Consider the following 17261-nt stretch of genomic DNA (forward strand, 5'->3'; position numbering starts at 1 on the left):
TTTTCAGTTTCGATTCAGTTGGCTTGGTTACATTGCGCCCCGGTATTCAGTTTCGGCCTGCCGGGGCTTGGATGCGTTGTTAATCAATATTCAATCCGAAGTGAATCATATGCCCAAACAACATGGATTATTGCCGGCTTTGCTAGCGGGTGTGATGGCCGGGAGCGTGGCGGCGGCCGAACCCGAAGCCCATTCGCCTTCAGCCGAGAATGCCGTCGACACGCTGACTAGCGTCGAAGTCGAAGAAAGCGTCGAGAAAGCCGCGACCTTTTCCGGTTCCACCTCGGTGATCGACAAGCAAACCTTGGAGCGCGACCAAGTCTTTACCGTCAACGAAGCCTTGCGCAAGGCGCCCGGCGTCTATGTGCGCGACGAGGAAGGCTTTGGTCTGCGGCCGAACATCGCCTTTCGCGGCCAAAACCCGTTCCGCTCCACCAAGGTGTTGTTCCTGGAAGACGGAATCCCATTCAACTTCGCGCCCTACGGCGACAACGACATCTACTACCATCCGCCGATCGAACGCTACGACGGCATCGAGATTTACAAGGGTGCCGATTTGACGCAATTCGGCCCGCAAACCATCAACGGTGCGATCAATTACTTGACACCCAAGGTACCGACCGCGCCCGGCGGTTTCGTCAGCTTTACCGGTGGCAACCGCGATTACCTGAACGGCCACGCCCGTTACGGTGGCATGGCCAAGAACGTGCAAGGCCTGGATGCCATCGGCGGTGTAGTCGATTACATCCACAAGGAAGGCATGGAAAATCGCGACAATACCTTTGCCGTGGTGGACGATGCCAATCTGAAAAGCATCATCGACTTCGACGCCCGTAATCGCTTGACGCTGCGCGGCGATTTCTACCACCAGGACGAACAAGGCGCGGCCTTCGGTTTGACCGACGCCGAATACCGCAATCTCGGCGCGCGTTACAATCCGGACAAAAACGCCAATTTTACCAACGACCGCTGGTCAACCTCGGCCACCTACGAGCACAGCTTTAATAACGACGTGACGTTGGAAACCAGTTTTTACTGGTCGGCGTACGAGCGCAACTGGTGGCGGCAGCAAAACGAATTTCCGACCGAGAACCAGTGCGTCTCCCGCGGCATTCCGACATATGTGCAAGACCGGGAAAACGGTGTTCCGATCGATATGGATCTGTGCAACTACAATTCCGGCCGCTTGCGTAACTACGAAACCTGGGGCGTGGCGCCGACCTTGCATGCCAAACACGATTTGTTCGGCATCGAAAGCCAATTGGATGCCGGTTTCCGCGCGCATTTCGAGAATCAGTATCGCCGCTTTGTTCGCGGCAGTACCGCGGATGCACGCGACGCCAGCAATCCCAACGGCGGCAATTACGGTCAACTGACCGAGAATAACGAACGCTTTGCCGACGCCTATTCCGGTTTTGTGCAGAACAAATTCATCTGGAACGATTGGACCTTCACGCCGGGCGTGCGCGTCGAATCGGTCAGCTATGAACGCAAGAATTTGCTGAACGGCACGCAAGGCCAAAGCAGCCTGACCGAAATCCTGCCGTCGTTCGCGATGACTTATGTACCCATCGATAGCGCCGAGCTGTTTTTCGGCATTCACCGCGGTTTCGCGCCGCCCCGAGTGGAGGACGCGGTTTACAACGATACCGGCGGCTCGGCCGAAGTCGGCGCCGAGATCAGTTGGAATACCGAGTTCGGCGTCCGGGCCAGACCGGTGCGCGGCGTCAAAACCGAGCTGACCTATTTCCACAACGACTTCGATTCTTTAACCGTACTGGGTACGGTTGGCGGCGGCACGGTGCCGGTGGCGCAAGGCAAGGCCTTGTATGAAGGTATCGAATTGATGGCACGAGCCGATTTCGGCGATGTATTCAACTGGACCCACAACCCGTATGCGCAGATTGCCTACATGTGGCTGCCGACCGCCGAGACCACCGAAGCCTTCCGCTGTGTGCCGCTGTCCAGCGGCGCCTATCCGGCGAGTTGCCCCGGCGGCAATGTATTCGGTTCCGCGCCCGGCAAGCGCGCGCCGTATGCGCCGGAAAGCCTGTTGACCGCGACCTTGGGCTACTCGCATCCGACCGGTTTCGATGCCCACTTGGAAGCAGCCTTCGTCAGCGAGCAATACGCCGATTTTCTGAATCTGGACAGCGGCGCCGACCATCCTAACGGCCCGACCAGCAGCGCGGCTTTGGGCGGTAGCTACGGCAAAATCAACGACTACGTGGTGGTCAACTTCGCCAGCTCCTACAAGTTGCGCAAGGACTTGACCCTGTTCGTGTCGCTGAAAAACATGCTGGACAACACCTACATCACCGACCGGGTGCGTGGCATCCAGTCCGGCATGCCGCGTCTGGTTCAGGCAGGGTTTAAGTACGAGTTTTGATAGGCAGGGTTTTTATTTTAATTTGGTTATGAAATATTTTTAATTCATCTTATTTCTGCTACGATGGAGGCGTTTCTATAAAAATTCCTCAACCTTGCCGCTATCGGAGACAGAAGCATGAAGCAACAATTATTACGACGGTTTTTAGTTGTAATGCTGGCGATCATGCCAGCTGCGCAGGCGCACCCGTTCCATTGGACCGGCGATACTATCGGTTTCCTCAGCGGCCTATTCCACCCTTTTTCCAGTTCGGATCATATTCTGACGATGTTGGCGGTGGGTATGTGGATATGCCGAACAGCTAGCGGCAAATCGGTTTTATGGCTGGCGCTGTTGTTCCTGTCCATGCTTTTGCTGGGCGGCGGCTTGACCCTGATCCCGTTGGAGATTGCCCACGCTGAAACGCTGATGTATGCGAGCGTGCTGGTTTTGGGTTTGCTGTTGGCGTCGGGACGCAAATTGCACTGGGTTTTTTCGTTGCTGCTGATTGCTGCCGTCGCGGTGTTTCACGGTTATGTGCACGCTTTGGCTATTTGGCTGGATGTTGAAGCGCTTGGCTATACGGCCGGCTTCGCTTTGGCGACTTCAAGTCTATTGGCAATCGGCGTTGCCGTAAACCTGGGTATCTTGATGTCATTGGCTAAGCTGGCTGGCCGGATGCCTCAATAAATAGCCACGCCAAGCACTCGAAAATAATTTCAACCAAAGGAGTCGCCCGCTCAGTAGCGTTTAATCTCAGATCAGGACAATTTGCTTTACCCGTTACATTTCATTTTAACTAAGAGGAAACACATGACATTAAAGAAAATTTTTATCGCATCAACTCTGCTGGTTTCGATTCTGGGCTTTTCCGGTGCAACGTATGCAAAAGAAGCCCATAAAACTGTGCCAGAGGTGTTGAAAGAAGTGGATGCGCATATGCAAGCCGCTTTGGATGCGATTCCGTCCGCTGATTCGACAAAAATAGCCACGTTGATCAAGGAAGCGTCGCAAAGCGCCAGCGAACTTAGCGCCAACTATAAATTCGAATTCGAACGCGACAAAGTAGTTTTGAAATTGAAAAAAGCCAGAGAATTGGCTAAAAAGTCCGATTTTGCTGCAGCAGAACAAGAACTTAAAGAAGCCAGAGAAGGCTTTGCCGGTCTGACAAAATTCCAGTAATGGCATTTTGACAACACAAATACTTCATGTATGCAGTTTGGGCAGCTTGGGCTGCCCTTTTTTTTGCGCGGAAGAAAAATACCGGAAGTCGCTGCCGACTGGGCCGGCGTGGACAATTTAAGCGGCCGGAAAAAATAGCGCGGTCAAGAAATAACGGGTCGTTTTGCACGGGATAGGCACGAAAATAAACGTCAAAAACGCCGATACCTCCCACTGTTATTCGAGTGTGCCAACTCCGGCGACGGCAGAAGTTTGCTTTTACTGTTGGTTAGAAAGCCTGGTTGGCAAAGGGGTTGAGACTGGGGCGTTGAACCACGTTAAAGCCAAATTCGGTGGCTTGGTGGCAGGCGTTGCAACCAGCGGTGAGCTTATCGTAATTGGCAATAAACTCAGCTTTGTTTTTGGCGTTTATCGCTTGTTCCAGCGCTGTGAGTGGCTGGTCGACATATTGGGCGATCAATTCCGGAATCGCTTGTTTGATCTGCTTATGCGTGGGGTGGTACTTACCGGCATCTTCCATCCCTTCGTGCAGTTCGTCGATTTCATAGGCCGCCAGTGCCCAGTTTTCGGCCTGACCGGCAAACCATAATTTGGCGTGGCGAGTGGCGGTTTGCGCCATGATTTCACCCAGGCCTGGTACGAAACCGGCGTCGGCGTGCTGTTCATCGTGGTGGTGATGGGAGGCACAGGCGGTTAGCGATAACACGCAAGCGGCCAGTATGGTCGATTTAAATCGGATTGGTGTCATAGGGGGTTCCTTTGCAAGACAGAGTGAAAGCAGGGTATTGACTACCGACGGTCGCGACATACGCGGCGCGCCGGCATCTTTTCGTTCGGCCCCTAGCATGTGGTTACGGCAGGCAGGCCCGTTGTGGTCGGAGCGACGAAATCGGGGTTAACGCGGTGTATGAGCTGGATTGGGCTTTAGCCAGCGCGGCACTAAGTAGGCCGCCAGTGCTATCAATCCGCCCAGCAACCCCACCAAAATCCATAGGCTATTGCCGCTAGTGGCCGTTGGTTCCACAAGCAAGCCAACGGTCAGCGGCATGTGAAGCGCGCTGATCTCCGGTGGCGTATGCAAGTCGTCGTCCTTGACGAACAGCACGGCTTGGTATTTACCCGGCGTTTTAAAATCCACTGTCGTCGTCAATACGCCTTGCTTAACCACGGCCATCGGTAATTCGGCTATGGATTGGCCGTCTTCGCGTAGTATTTTCAATGCCACCGGCTTCTTGCGTACATCCAGATCCAGCAAATCGATAGCAATCTGAGTTTTGCCGACGTGCGGCAGATCGACGCATTCGGCCTGAGGTACGGATTTGTCGTCCTTGGCACGATTAGGATCGATCTGGTAGGCGGCAAAATTGACCACGTAATAGTCATTGGTCAGCATGCAACCGTAAAGATCGTAGCTGCCGTTGGCGCCTTTGCGGTTACCGCCCAGCGGCACCGATGCCATAGCCAGTTGCAAGCCGGTCGTGAACAACAATAAAGCAGCGGAAAGTCGGCTGATACGAATCATGGTTTGGCCTCCCCGGGCGCCGATTCGGCGACGATGGAAAATTTGGAAACCCCGCTGACGATTAGCCCGTCTTCGGTAATCACCCGGTAGCGGGTGGCGTAATCGCCGGGCGGCAATGTTTGGGTGGTGGCGGTTAGCCGATGGCGTTCGCCGAGGACTAGGCGGGCATCGCCGTTGTCCACCCGCTTGCCTTGGGCATCGACGACGACGACCGAAGGTGAACGCTCGCCGACGTTACCACTGAACCAGAATTTCACCGTGCCGTCGAAACCGGTCACTTCGGCGTTATTTTTGGGGTCGGACTTTAACAGCACGCCTTCGGCAAGGCTAATTGGGCTGGCCAATGCCAGCAACACCGGGATGAATGGATTTAAAAGCTTACGCATGGAGTTTCCTTAGGGCAGGCCGAAGAAACCGGCGATGAACAGTACCAGCGGATCGGATAAGGGGTGAAAGAAGCCCAAGGTTATCGCCGCCAGACTAATGACGAAAACCCGGGTCCAGGTCGTCAGATCCAAATCCTGTTTGCGCCAGAGCAAATGAAATGCCAGCCAACTTAATAACCAGACGCCGATAGCCAGGGTTTCCTTGCCCGTATACGAGCCTATGCTGCCGTCCGGACCCTTGCCTTGCGAACCCGGAATCCAATAGCCGAAGCTATGCACTAACTTGTCCAGGCCGGGCGACAATCGCGAAATATGGTGGCTGACCATCAAGGTCAAAAATGCCAATAATAGGGCTAGGCTGGCCGCTACCACCGGCCCGGAATAGAGGGGCTCGTTATTGGAATCGGTTTGGTTTTGATTATGTATCACGCGGGTCACCGTCAAACAAAGCGCAGTTTGGCCAGTACCAAGCCAACCACGAAGCCGATCATCAGAAAACTCCATGACACCAGGATTGTGATGCCGACGAAGCGGGTCAGGTCGCGGCGCATTTGGATCGATAGGCCGTAGTAGTACAGTGTCGCGGTTGCCAATAGCATCAGCGGAAACGGGAATAGCGAGACGAATTCCTTGAATTCCATCAGCACGTTATGAATTGCCGGCACATGAGCCAATATCCAGTCGCGCGGACCGTCCTGTCCGCGGTAGCGCATATAGATCCAGTTGCCGCTAATCGCGCCGGCCAGATTTAGCAGGGTGGCGGCCAGCAGCCAGTGGCGCAACGATTCAAGTCTGACGTGCATGCCTTTTATCAACGGAATGGCGCGATGGGTAAGATAGGTGCCGACCACGACAGCGAGGATAGCGCTCACGCCATGCACGCCGGCCTTCAGGCTATACTCGCTCGGATACCAAAAGTCTGACGCCGTTAATATCAACAGCAGTGTTAAGGCAATACCGACTTGGCTGCGAATGACGAGTTTGCTGAAGTTGTCGTGTATGTAATGTCCGGTGGACATGAAAAATGCCTCTTGTTGTTTTAATCGCGCCGGCAGTGCGGCGGGTATCTATATCGGCGTAAACGCCAGCGAATCAGGGCTTTGCGTTATAATCGGCGATCCCATAACAATAACGACAGGAGCCGACTTTGGAACGTTTTACCATCTCTCTCAACGACGATTTGGCCGCCGAATTCGATCAATGGATTGCAGCGCGCGGCTACTCCAACCGTTCCGAAGCCGTACGCGATTTATTGCGCAAGGAAATCGAAACCAAGCGCCTAAGCAAGGATGAAGCCATCTACAGCATCGCCACGCTGTCCTATGTCTACAATCATCACGAACGCAATTTAGCCGAACGCCTAACCAGCCTGCAACACGACGCCCATGACCTGGTCGTGTCGTCCATGCATGTTCATCTCGATCACGACGACTGCATGGAAACCTTGTTCCTGCGCGGCATGACTCAACGAATTCGGTCGCTGGCAGACAAAATGTCCGCCGAAACCGGGGTGCGCCACGCATCGCTAAACTTGGTGCCGGTGAAAATGGCAATGTCGCATCACCAGCATGGTCACCACGATCATACTCACAGCCACTTTCATCCGCGTACTTGAAGGCCCGAGTTAGCGGCACGAGCAGTTTATTGGCGAAGATAATAAGATATTTTGTTAAATCTTCATAATTTTAAAAAATGTGACTTCTATCGTATGATGGTTTTCCGTTTTGTCCTACATGGCGCATAGATCGAGCTTTAAGACCGATAAACCCAGATAAATCTCATGCAATTTCAGTTTCAAACCAAGCTAACAGAGTCAGCCCGCAGCCGTTTACGGCTCGCGTCGTGCCTGGCTTTGGCGTTTGGGTTGTTATTTTCGTTGCTCAATATTTTTGGCGGTTTGGACAATATCGGTTGGAACAATGGTTTCAGTCATCCCTTGGGGGGCTGGGATCACCTGCTGACCATGTTGGCGGTGGGGGTCTGGGCTGCGCAATTACGCGGTCAAGCGATCTGGATGTTGCCGTTGGCCTTTGTCGGCGTGATGAGCTTGGGCGGATTGGCCGGCGCCGCAGGACTGACGATTCCCAGCGTCGAAGGCATCATCCTATTGTCCTGCGCGGTGTTTGCCGTGCTGATTACCCGCAAGATTCGTTTCAGCGCTAAGGTCAACGTCTTTATCGTCGCCTTTTTCGCGTTTTTCCACGGCTTTGCCCACGGCCAGGAAATTTCCACATCGGCTAGTTTGTTGTCTTACACACTGGGCTTTATGCTGGCGACGCTGTTGCTGCACGGCGCCGGGATACTGGTCGCTAAGTTGGTGGTGTTGACCGCTACCTGCTTGCTGACTTTGTTATTCTCGCAAGCGGCGTTGGCCAAAGCCGCTGACACCATGGTCAGCGACACCGGCAACATTACAACGCTAAATCAGAGTACCAGTTCAACAGCGTTGAGCAACTGGACGGACTTATTCAATACCGAAGCGTTGGCCGAGCGGTCTGTTTGTGAGCGGCAATTAGCTACGATGGGGCTGGATGATGCGGTTTCGGGCGGTCAAGCGTTGGGTAGTCCGGCCGGATATTCGGCGATAAAGGCGTGCGCTACGGACGGTCAAACCCTTGGGCCTAGTGCTTCACTGAGCGCTTATCTGCAGAATCTGTCGGTGCTATTCAAGGCTATCGTCGATTTCGATGGTCTGGCAGCACTGGGCAACTTACACTTCAGGCAATTGTTTCCAGACATCAATCATACGCCGGGTACGCAATTGCGCAGCAGTGGCGTCGGTCGCACATCGCCGCCTGCCTATCCGAATGTCTTTGTTGTAAGCACCTCTTTTACTCTTCGCAAGTCCCCGGTTTCCACAGTTGAAGCTCCCCGTCTTCAACCGACTTTCGCCAGCACTCTCCCCGGCGAGTTTTCTACCCAATCATTAAACGAATTACAGCCAGACGCTTTAGCGGCTGCGGTTTCCAGCAAGCAGTTTTCGCTCCCCGAGCCAGCGCTTTGCGCGGCACGTTTATCCCTCCCGTTTCATTCTCGCGCTGTCTGTGTTCAACGGCTTATAGCGCGCGGTTTAGAAAATTCGACCGATTTCGGTCCTGGCAATACCCCAAAAACAATAACAACTAAAACAATAACGCACATCGAGGAAGACCTTATGCAACACCCTGCCGGCGCTTCGCGTCACCCATCGCCTTTACTAAATACCTCCCGGAGCTGAGATGAAATCCTGCAATACCTATTTCAAAAAGAAGCACCTGGTCATCGGCCTGGAAATTATTTTAGGTCTGGCCTGTGCGGATCTGAACGCCGCACCAAATGCCGACGCGGAATCTGTCGAACAAACGGCGCAAGAGACCTCGCAACAGAGCACAAAGAAAGTCAAAACCGCTAAGTCAGAAGAACTGGAAGCGGTGCAAGTGGAAGAAGACGGCCGCGGCAAGAATCTGATCGGTATTGCGCCGTCGGCCTCGCAAGGCGAAGTCAGCCAGAAGCAATTCGAATACCGGCCGTTCTCGCGTAACGGCGAATTGGTCGAAGTGGTGCCGGGTGCCGTCGCCACCCAGCATAGCGGCTCCGGCAAGGCCAACCAATACTTCCTGCGCGGCTTTAACCTGGACCACGGTACCGATTTCACGACTTATGTCGACGGCATCCCGATGAACATGACTACCCACGCCCACGGTCAAGGTTACATGGACATCAACAGCATCATTCCCGAGTTGGTGAAAAAAGTGGAATACGGCAAGGGCCCGTATTACGCGGAAGTGGGGGACTTCTCGGCCGCCGGTTACGCCAAAATGTTCAGTATGGACAAGTTGGATAAAGGCATCGCCAAATTTACCGCTGGTTCGTTTGATTACTACCGAACGCTGGTGGCCAATTCCAGCAAAGTTGGCGACGGCGATTTGCTGTATGCCGGCGAATTCAATCTCTACAACGGCGTCTGGGAAGTGCCGGAAGATTCGAAAAAATTCAACGGCCAGTTGCGTTACACGCTGGATCGCGGCGATTGGGGGATGGCAATTAACGGCAAGGCTTACACCAATAGCTGGACCGCTACCAATCAGATTCCGCAGGCGGCCATTGATAGCGGTGCCATCGGTCTGTACGGCAGCATGGACCCGACTGACGGCGGCGAGAGCAACCGTTATAGCGCTTCGGCCAGCTTCTGGAACCAGGGCGGCAACTGGAAAAACGACGCGAATATCTACGCGGTCTACACCGATTTGAATTTGTTCTCCAATTTCAGCGGCTTTACCCGCGGCGACGGCGGTGACCAGATTTTACAAACCGAACGCCGCGTGCAAACCGGCGGCCATTTCGAACACACCCGCTATAACAAGCTGTTCGGGTTTGAAATGGACAATAGCATTGGTCTGCAATTTCGTAATGACCAGATCATGGACTTAGGTCTATACGAAACCACAGCCCGGCAGATCGTCAATACCGTCAGCAAGAGCAATGTCGGGGTGACTACCGTGGGTACCTATTTCAAAAACACCACCCATTGGCACGATAAAGTCCGCACTATCGCCGGCTTGCGCGGCGATTTCATCAACAATGACGTCGAAGTGCTGGCCAGCGGCAGCGGCACAGCCGAGACCAACGCCGCCAACTCCGGCAGCCGCGGCAAAGCCATGATCAGTCCGAAATTGAGTCTGGTGGTCGGTCCCTGGTACAACACCGAATACTTCGCGAATATCGGTTACGGCTATCACTCCAACGATGCGCGCGGCACCACGCTGCAAGTGCATCCGGTCACCGGCACCGAGTTTGACCCCGATGGCAATGCGGTTAGTCCGCGCATCCGCCCGGCGGCCTGGTCGCGCGGCGGCGAAGTGGGCGCGCGTACCAATATCATCCCCGGTTTGAACAGCACCTTTGCCTTGTGGTGGTTGCAATCCAGTGAGGAGCTGGTGTTCGTCGGCGATGCCGGAACGACCGAAGTGAATGGTAAATCGCAACGCTACGGTATCGAGTTTACCAATTACTACAAACCCACCGAATGGCTGACGCTGGATGCCGACTATGCCTTGACCACGGCGCAATTCAACAAAGCACCGGATGGTGCGACCAATAAGTACATCCCCAATTCCGTGGGCCGGGTCATTAGTGCCGGTGCCCTGATCGAAGCCCCCAACGGTCTGTTCGGCACCTTGCGTTTCCGCCACTTCGGCAGCGTGCCGCTGGATGAATCCGGCGCGGTTTGGGCCGGCGATACCAACATCGTCAACTTGGGTGCGGGTTATAAGCAAAAGCAATACAAATTCGAGGTCGACATCTTCAATATTCTCGGTTCACAAAGCAACGATATTGCCTACAACTATGAATATAACTATCCAAACGGCGTTTCTGGCGCCGGCCTGATGAAACATCCGGTCGAGCCACGTATGGTGCGTGGCACCATCACGGTCAATTTTTAAGGATAGCCTGATGAAATTTGCTTCAACCCACTGGGCTATCAGCTTGATTGCAGTGTTGTTAACGCTGCAATCCGCCGGGGTTTATGCGCATCCACCCGGTCTAAGTTCGCTGGATGTAACGATCAACCCCGCGCAACTCGATGCCAAGGTGACTTTTGCCTTACAAGACATCGAAGCCTTTGCGCCGATGGATGCCGATTTGGACGCGGAGGTGACCGAAGCCGAGCGCGAAGCGGCCAAGCCGGCTATTGCCAAACTATTGGCCGAGCAACTGCGCGTGAATATCGATAGCCATGATGCTCTGCCCAGCGAACCAGGACAGGTCAGCTTTGACGATCAAAATAATGCGCGGGTGGAACTGCACTATCCGGGAGCTGTGCAAACCGCTTTGTTGGTACAGTCGAAGTTTTTGGCTTTGCTGCCCGACGGCCATCAGCAGTATTTGACGGTCAGGGACGCCAACGGCAAAGCGCTCAGCGAAAAAATGCTGGGCAAACACGACGATCAGATCAGTTTACCAATCGCCAACGCCGTGGCCGCGGAGTCCCCCCAAGCTCCGTTTGCGGCGTTCGGCGATTTTTTTAAGCTGGGTATCGAGCATATTCTCACCGGTTACGATCATTTGCTGTTTTTGTTCGCACTGTTGGCGGTCACTCACAGCTTTTGGCCGGCCTTGAAAATCATCACGTTTTTTACCGTCGCCCATTCCATCACGCTGGCTTGCGCCGGGCTGAACCTGATTGAACTGCCGAGTAGTTTCGTCGAGCCGTTCATTGCCGCGACGATTATCTACGTGGGTATGGAAAACATCATCCGCGGCGACCATCCCAAAGGGCGGCATTGGCTGACTTTCGGATTTGGCTTGATCCACGGTTTTGGGTTTGCCGGGGTTTTGCAGGAAATGGATATTTCGTCCGGCGATACCGGGATTTTGTTGCCCTTATTGTCGTTCAACTTGGGCATAGAAACCGGGCAAATCGCCGTCGCGGCTATCGTGTTGCCGATGATCTGGTGGCTAAATAATAAGATAGAGACGGCCGAGAAGTTTTTGAAAGCCGGTTCGATTGCGGTCAGTTTGATGGGCGCATTCTGGTTGGTGGAGAGAACCATGCTGTAAAGAAAGCCCAAGGCGGGAGGCTAACCCGCAATAACTGGCACAAGGCCGGCTCCCGCTGGCCTGATCAATCCTTATCAAAAAAACGGTTCATAAGAGCCACGGATTGCTATTGCCTGTCGTTTGGGTAAACCGGTGATGGGGCTTTGGGTAAGTGCTTGAGAAAAATAGATTTTTTAATAAAACAACAACAATTTTATAGAGGAGGAAGGCCGTGGAACTCACCCATACGCTAGAACAAATTCTTTACATGATCTCGTCGTCGCTCTACTTGCCGGTATTGCTGATCGTCACCTTGCTGGCAGCGTATTCGATCTACACCTGTGGTCGTCTGGCCCAGGAATGGCTCGAGCGGCGCCAGGCCGGATCGCGTACCGTGCGCTTATTTAATCTCGATCTGGCCGTCGCGCTGGGGCGCCAGCAACGCGCCAATGCCGCGCCGCTGGATGTGGAATTGGAGTTGCTGTTGCAAACCCACGAACATCGGCAATTAATCAAACTGGATCAGGTGCGTTTCGTCATTAAATTGGGGCCAGCGCTGGGCTTGATGGGTACTTTGATTCCGATGGGGATTTCGCTGGCGGCCTTGGCGCAAGGCAACATTCCCAGCATGGCTGGCAGCATGGTCACTGCGTTTACCGCCACCGTCACCGGCTTGGGCTGCGGCGTGATCACCTATCTGGTGGCTTTGGTGCGCGAGCAATGGCTGCGCGCCGATTTCGCGGCTATGCGCCATCAAGCCGAGCTGGCCGCCAGCCGGACTCTGGACGCGCCGGATTTGACAATCGAGGAGGACGGCCATGCGCTATCTGAGACGCTCTAGTCTGCATCGTAACAGCGAGCCGCTGGAAGATCCGATTGCCGGCGTCGCCAATCTGTTCGACGCCAGCGTGGTGTTCATCGTCAGCATGATGGTGGCCTTATTCATGGCCTACAACATGCTGGATTTGATGAATCCGGAATCCACCGTGACGATGACCAAGGAAAACGCCGACGGCACCATGGAAATCGTCAGCAAGAAAGGCTCGCAAATCAAAGTGTCCAAAGTCACCGACCGCAAACTTAGCGGTTCCGGCGAACGATTAGGTACTGCGTACCGCTTGAACGACGGTAAGGTGGTTTATGTACCGGAATAAGTGCTGGCTTTGGCTGCCGGCTCTGCTGCTATGGCTGGCCGCAAGCAGCGCTTTCGCCGAAACGCCGCTCAACCTTAGCCTGATTCTCGGCGATCTGGACTCACAAACCGCTGTCGCCGCCACCGCTAAACTGCAAAATGATCCGCTGTTGCAAGGCGTCAAGTTGCGGGTGTATTCCAGCTCCAAATTGGCGCAAGCCGATCAGGCCGAATTGCAACAATCCAATCTGGTGCTGGCGCAAATCACCGGCCGCGGCATTCTGCGCGAGGGCGGCGAGGTGTTTAAACAGATCGCCGCGCATGGCGGCAAGCTGTACGCGGTGGGTTTGAGTTACGACGCCGATTTCGCCGATTACGGCCTGCAACTGGATAAGGACCTGCAAGCCTATATGTCGGCCGGCGGCGCCGACAATGCCGCCAATATGATCCGGCTGGCCTTGGCCAAATTCAAAAACGTCCAGGCCGACATTGCGCCGCCGCAAGCCCAACCGGAGATCGGCGCCTTCGATGTGCGCAGTAATAAGCTGTTTGCCGATTTCGACAGCTATCAAAAAGCTTACGCGGGTTTCAAAGCAGGCCAACCGTGGATAGCCATTTTGTTTTACCGTTCCTCGGCGCTGTCCGGCCAGACCGATACGGTAAAAACTCTTGCCGAAAATCTGGAGGCCAAGGGCTACAACGTGTTGCCGGCGTTCGGTTATCCCTACGACAAAACCCTGGAAAAAATGCTGGTCGACGGCAACGGCAAATCCCGCGTCGAAGCCATCGCCGCGTTGGCTCTTAAAATCGGTGCCAGCCCGGACAAAACCGTGCCGACCTTGACCCGCTTGGGCGTGCCGGTATTGAACGGCATCGCCTTGAACAGCCAAAGCCAGGCGCAATGGACCGAATCGGCCACCGGCCTGGATGTGATGGAACGGGCTTGGCAAGTGGCCTTGCCGGAATTTGCCGGCGAAATCGCCCCGACCGTAGTCGCCAGCAAAGAAAGCGTGCACGATAAAGCCACCGGCCAGGATTTCGTCCGGGAAACGCCGATTCCGGAACGCATCTCCCGTTATGCCGACCGCCTGGATAAATGGGCGAAGTTGCGGCATACCGCCAACGCCGACAAAAAAGTCGCGCTGCTGTATTACAACTACCCGCCCGGCAAGGAAAACATCGGCGCCTCGTATTTGAACGTGCTGCCTGAATCGCTGTTGAACATCATGCAGCGCATGCGTCAGGAAGGTTACCAATTGGGTGATGCGCCGACAGACGGCGCAGCCTTGAAAGCCGCCGTGAAGAACCACGGTATCAATCTGGGTAACTGGGAGCCGGGCGCGATTGCCGAAGCCGCCGCCAGCGGCCGCGCGGTGTTGTTGCCGATCGAAGATTACCAAAAATGGTTCGCCACGTTGCCGGAAACCTTTAAAGCCGCCATGCTCAAGTCTTGGGGCAAACCGGAAGACAGCAAAATCGGCGCCTGGACCGATACTAAAGGTAAACACTTTTTGATCCTGCCTGCGCTGCAATACGGCAACTTGCTGCTGGCACCGCAACCGTCGCGCGGCTGGGAGCAGGACGTCAAAAAGCTGTATCACGACGTGACCATGCCGCCGCACCATCAATACGTAGCGTTTTATCTGTGGTTGCAAAAAGGCTACCGCGCCGACGCGATGATCCACCTGGGCACTCACGCCACCCACGAATGGCTGTCCGGCAAGGAAGTCGGATTCACCGCCGCCGATCCCGGCGAAATTTTGATGGCCGACGTGCCGCAAATTTACCCCTACATCATGGACGACGTCGGCGAAGCTTTGCAGGCCAAGCGCCGAGCGATGGCCACCATCATTTCGCATATGACGCCGCCGCTGGACAAGGCCGACTTGAATCCGGAGCTGGCCAAACTGGCCGGCTTATTGGACGACTACAATGTCGCTGCGCAAAAAAGCGAGCAACTGGCGAAGATTCGTTTGGACGAGATCAATCAAATCGCCGCCAAGGCCGGCTTGTTGAAGGACCTGAAAATGGAGCGAGCCGAAGACGAGGAGCAACTGGAAGAACTGGAGCATTATTTAAAGGAAATCCGCGAAAAGAAAGTGCCGATGGGTTTGCATACTTTTGGCAAAGCGCCGGACGAAGCGGCCAGGCAGCGTTTCGCCGAAGCCATCGTCGCCCGCGATCCGAAATTGAAAGGCGAGGCTTTAAAGCAAAAAATCCAGGCTACCGCCAAACTGATTGCCGATAGCGCCAACGCCGAAATGAACGCGCTGATGGATGCGCTGGCCGGCCGCTACATCCCCGCTGGCAGTGGCGGCGACCCGTTGCGCAACCCGGACGCCTTGCCGACCGGTAAGGATTTGTACGGTTTCGATCCGTCGCGGATTCCCAGCGAAGCGGTTTACAACGAAGGCGCGCGGCTAGCCGAGCAAGTGGTCGCCGACTTTAAAAAGCAGCACGGCCACTATCCCGAGCGCTTGGTGTTCAATTTGTGGGGCGTGGAAAGCTCGCGCCATGAAGGCGTGATGGAAGCCGAAATCATGCATCTTCTCGGCGTCAAACCGCACTGGGACGAACGCGGCCGTACCCAGGGCGTGGACGTGATTGCTCGCGACAAACTGGGCCGGCCTCGCGTCGATGTCACCATCATCCCGTCCGGCTTGTACCGGGATTTGTTTGCCTCGGTGATCAAACTACTGGATCAAGCCGAAACCGCCGCCCAAGCCCAGGACGAGCCGGATAATCCGTTACGCCGGCATATCCAGGAAACCCAGGCCGAATTGGTCAAGCGCGGCTTGAAGCCGGAGGAAGCGCTAGACATGGCCTCGGCCCGCTTGTTCAGCGTGCCGTCCGGCGCTTACGGCACCAATCTGGACCGAGCGATTCCGTTGTCCAATACCTGGACCGACGAAAAGCAACTGGCCGACGTGTTCTTTAACCGCATGCACCACGTCTACGGCCGCGGTCATTGGGGCGAAGCAGCCAGCAAGGACGCGACGCTGGCGGTGGACTTGTTCAAATTGTCGTTGAAGGATACCGATGCGGTGATCCACAGCCGCTCCAGCAACGTCTACGCCACACTGGACGGTGACGACTTCTTCCAATATCTGGGCGGTACCGCGATGGCGGCAAGGCAAGTGAACGGCAAAACCCCGGAAGTGTTGGTCGCCGATCTGGCTGACCCAACTGCGGCCAAGACCATGAGTTTGGAGCGTTATCAGGGGCGGGAGATGCAGAGTCGCTACCTGAACCCGAAGTGGATAGAGTCGATGTTGAAGGAAGGTTACGCCGGCGCCCGCTTCATCAATATGGTCGCGGAAAACCTGTGGGGCTGGCAGGTGACGGTGCCGGAAGCGGTTGGCGCCGAAAAATGGCAAGCCATGTACGAGACCTATGTCGAGGACAAATACCAGCTCGACATCCAGAAAAAGTTCGAGCAAGCCGACAACTTGCTGGCTTATCAGGCCATGGTGGATCGGATGCTGGTAGCGATCAACAAAGGTTATTGGCAGGCCGATCCGGCGGTGAAAGCCAAGCTGGAGCAGGTTAACCGGGAAGTCATCGCCAAGGCCGGCGTGGCCTGCAACAAGGACACCTGCAGCAGCCCGGAGATCACCAAGCTGGCCGAGCAACAGGATGCGGCCAAAGCCGCCAAAGCCGCCAAAGCCGCCGCGCCCGGTGCGCAAGCGCAGCCACCGGCACCCGTAGCGGCTCAAACGCCACCGCAGCCTACTCAATCTCAACAGCCGCCAGCCGCTCAGCAACCGCAGGCTCAAGCACAAGCCGCGCCGGATGCCGCCAAGCCTCTGGAAGGTTATGAGATGGAAGAGAAAAAAGCCGCCAGCGAAAGCACTGAACAGCAACAAACCTTGAGTTCGGCGCAGAGCTGGTGGTTGAGTTTTGCGATCTTGCTGTTGTTTGTTGCCGGTTATTGGCACGGCAGTTGGGAACAGCGGAAGGACAAAGCCTAGCGCTTGGCTGGAAAAACCCTGGCCTCCTTGTTACAGCGAGGGCGGTAACTCAGGAAATTCGGCAGCCATCATCCCCGTTTTCGTTGGGATGATGGCCACAGGGATTTTAGGGGGCTCACGTAGGCTCGATATGAATAGTAGCGTGGCGCCTCAGGGGGGAAATTCAAGTAGGGGCCTGTTC

At 55.1% G+C, this 17261-nt stretch carries 15 protein-coding genes; 10 read left to right on the plus strand and 5 right to left on the minus strand.

The window, feature by feature from the left end; translation table 11 throughout:
- Positions 1-109 precede the first annotated feature (109 nt).
- From ACWAU0_RS12930 to ACWAU0_RS12940, 3 genes are all read left to right on the plus strand, one after another.
- Positions 110-2389, plus strand: coding sequence for a TonB-dependent receptor family protein (locus tag ACWAU0_RS12930; protein ID WP_458136911.1), 2280 nt, complete (start codon positions 110-112; stop codon positions 2387-2389).
- Positions 2390-2506: 117 nt separating this feature from the next.
- The gene (locus tag ACWAU0_RS12935) at positions 2507-3058 is read left to right on the plus strand and encodes a HupE/UreJ family protein (protein WP_458136912.1); all 552 of its coding nucleotides are present in this window, start codon (positions 2507-2509) and stop codon (positions 3056-3058) included.
- 123 nt (positions 3059-3181) lie between these two features.
- A complete protein-coding gene (locus ACWAU0_RS12940) occupies positions 3182-3550 on the plus strand; it encodes a hypothetical protein (protein WP_458136913.1) in 369 nt (122 codons plus the stop codon).
- Between the two features lie 268 nt (positions 3551-3818).
- On the opposite strand, the gene ACWAU0_RS12945 is transcribed toward ACWAU0_RS12940, so the two are convergent.
- The 5 genes from ACWAU0_RS12945 to ACWAU0_RS12965 all read right to left on the minus strand — a co-directional run bounded on the left by ACWAU0_RS12945 (position 3819) and on the right by ACWAU0_RS12965 (position 6477).
- A complete protein-coding gene (locus tag ACWAU0_RS12945; protein WP_033155590.1) occupies positions 3819-4298 on the minus strand; it encodes a hypothetical protein in 480 nt (159 codons plus the stop codon).
- A gap of 147 nt (positions 4299-4445) precedes the next feature.
- Positions 4446-5072 carry a hypothetical protein gene (locus ACWAU0_RS12950; RefSeq protein ID WP_033155589.1) on the minus strand — a complete coding sequence of 209 codons (627 nt, stop codon included), beginning with the start codon at positions 5070-5072 and terminating at the stop codon, positions 4446-4448.
- Entirely contained in the window at positions 5069-5458 is a 390-nt protein-coding gene (locus tag ACWAU0_RS12955; protein ID WP_033155588.1) for a copper resistance CopC family protein, read from the minus strand. Before ACWAU0_RS12955 ends, ACWAU0_RS12950 begins: the two co-directional genes overlap by 4 nt.
- A 9-nt stretch (positions 5459-5467) precedes the next feature.
- On the minus strand, positions 5468-5887 hold the full coding sequence (locus ACWAU0_RS12960; protein ID WP_033155796.1) for a hypothetical protein: 420 nt from the start codon (positions 5885-5887) through the stop codon (positions 5468-5470).
- An 11-nt stretch (positions 5888-5898) separates the two neighbouring features.
- Entirely contained in the window at positions 5899-6477 is a 579-nt protein-coding gene (locus ACWAU0_RS12965; protein WP_205451035.1) for a hypothetical protein, read from the minus strand.
- 128 nt (positions 6478-6605) lie between these two features.
- Here ACWAU0_RS12965 and nikR point away from each other — a divergent pair, with 128 nt between their 5' ends.
- From nikR to ACWAU0_RS13000, 7 genes are all read left to right on the plus strand, one after another.
- On the plus strand, positions 6606-7073 hold the full coding sequence (gene nikR / locus ACWAU0_RS12970; RefSeq protein ID WP_033155586.1) for a nickel-responsive transcriptional regulator NikR: 468 nt from the start codon (positions 6606-6608) through the stop codon (positions 7071-7073).
- A gap of 165 nt (positions 7074-7238) precedes the next feature.
- On the plus strand, positions 7239-8675 hold the full coding sequence (locus tag ACWAU0_RS12975) for a HupE/UreJ family protein (protein WP_458136914.1): 1437 nt from the start codon (positions 7239-7241) through the stop codon (positions 8673-8675).
- Between the two features lies 1 nt (position 8676).
- Positions 8677-10881 carry a TonB-dependent receptor gene (locus ACWAU0_RS12980; RefSeq protein WP_458136915.1) on the plus strand — a complete coding sequence of 735 codons (2205 nt, stop codon included), beginning with the start codon at positions 8677-8679 and terminating at the stop codon, positions 10879-10881.
- A gap of 10 nt (positions 10882-10891) precedes the next feature.
- Positions 10892-11998: a HupE/UreJ family protein gene (locus ACWAU0_RS12985; protein ID WP_458136916.1), complete on the plus strand. Its 1107-nt coding sequence runs from the start codon at positions 10892-10894 to the stop codon at positions 11996-11998.
- A gap of 211 nt (positions 11999-12209) precedes the next feature.
- Positions 12210-12818 carry a MotA/TolQ/ExbB proton channel family protein gene (locus tag ACWAU0_RS12990; RefSeq protein WP_033155583.1) on the plus strand — a complete coding sequence of 203 codons (609 nt, stop codon included), beginning with the start codon at positions 12210-12212 and terminating at the stop codon, positions 12816-12818.
- Complete coding sequence (locus ACWAU0_RS12995) at positions 12796-13131, plus strand: DUF2149 domain-containing protein (RefSeq protein ID WP_026147208.1); 336 nt, start codon at positions 12796-12798, stop codon at positions 13129-13131. The genes ACWAU0_RS12990 and ACWAU0_RS12995 overlap by 23 nt, the downstream gene beginning before the upstream one ends.
- Positions 13118-17080 (plus strand): cobaltochelatase subunit CobN, encoded by a 3963-nt coding sequence (locus tag ACWAU0_RS13000; RefSeq protein WP_458136917.1) that lies wholly within the window; start codon positions 13118-13120, stop codon positions 17078-17080. Before ACWAU0_RS12995 ends, ACWAU0_RS13000 begins: the two co-directional genes overlap by 14 nt.
- Positions 17081-17261 lie beyond the last annotated feature (181 nt).

The organism is Methylomonas sp. Uni0009 (assembly GCF_054188105.3).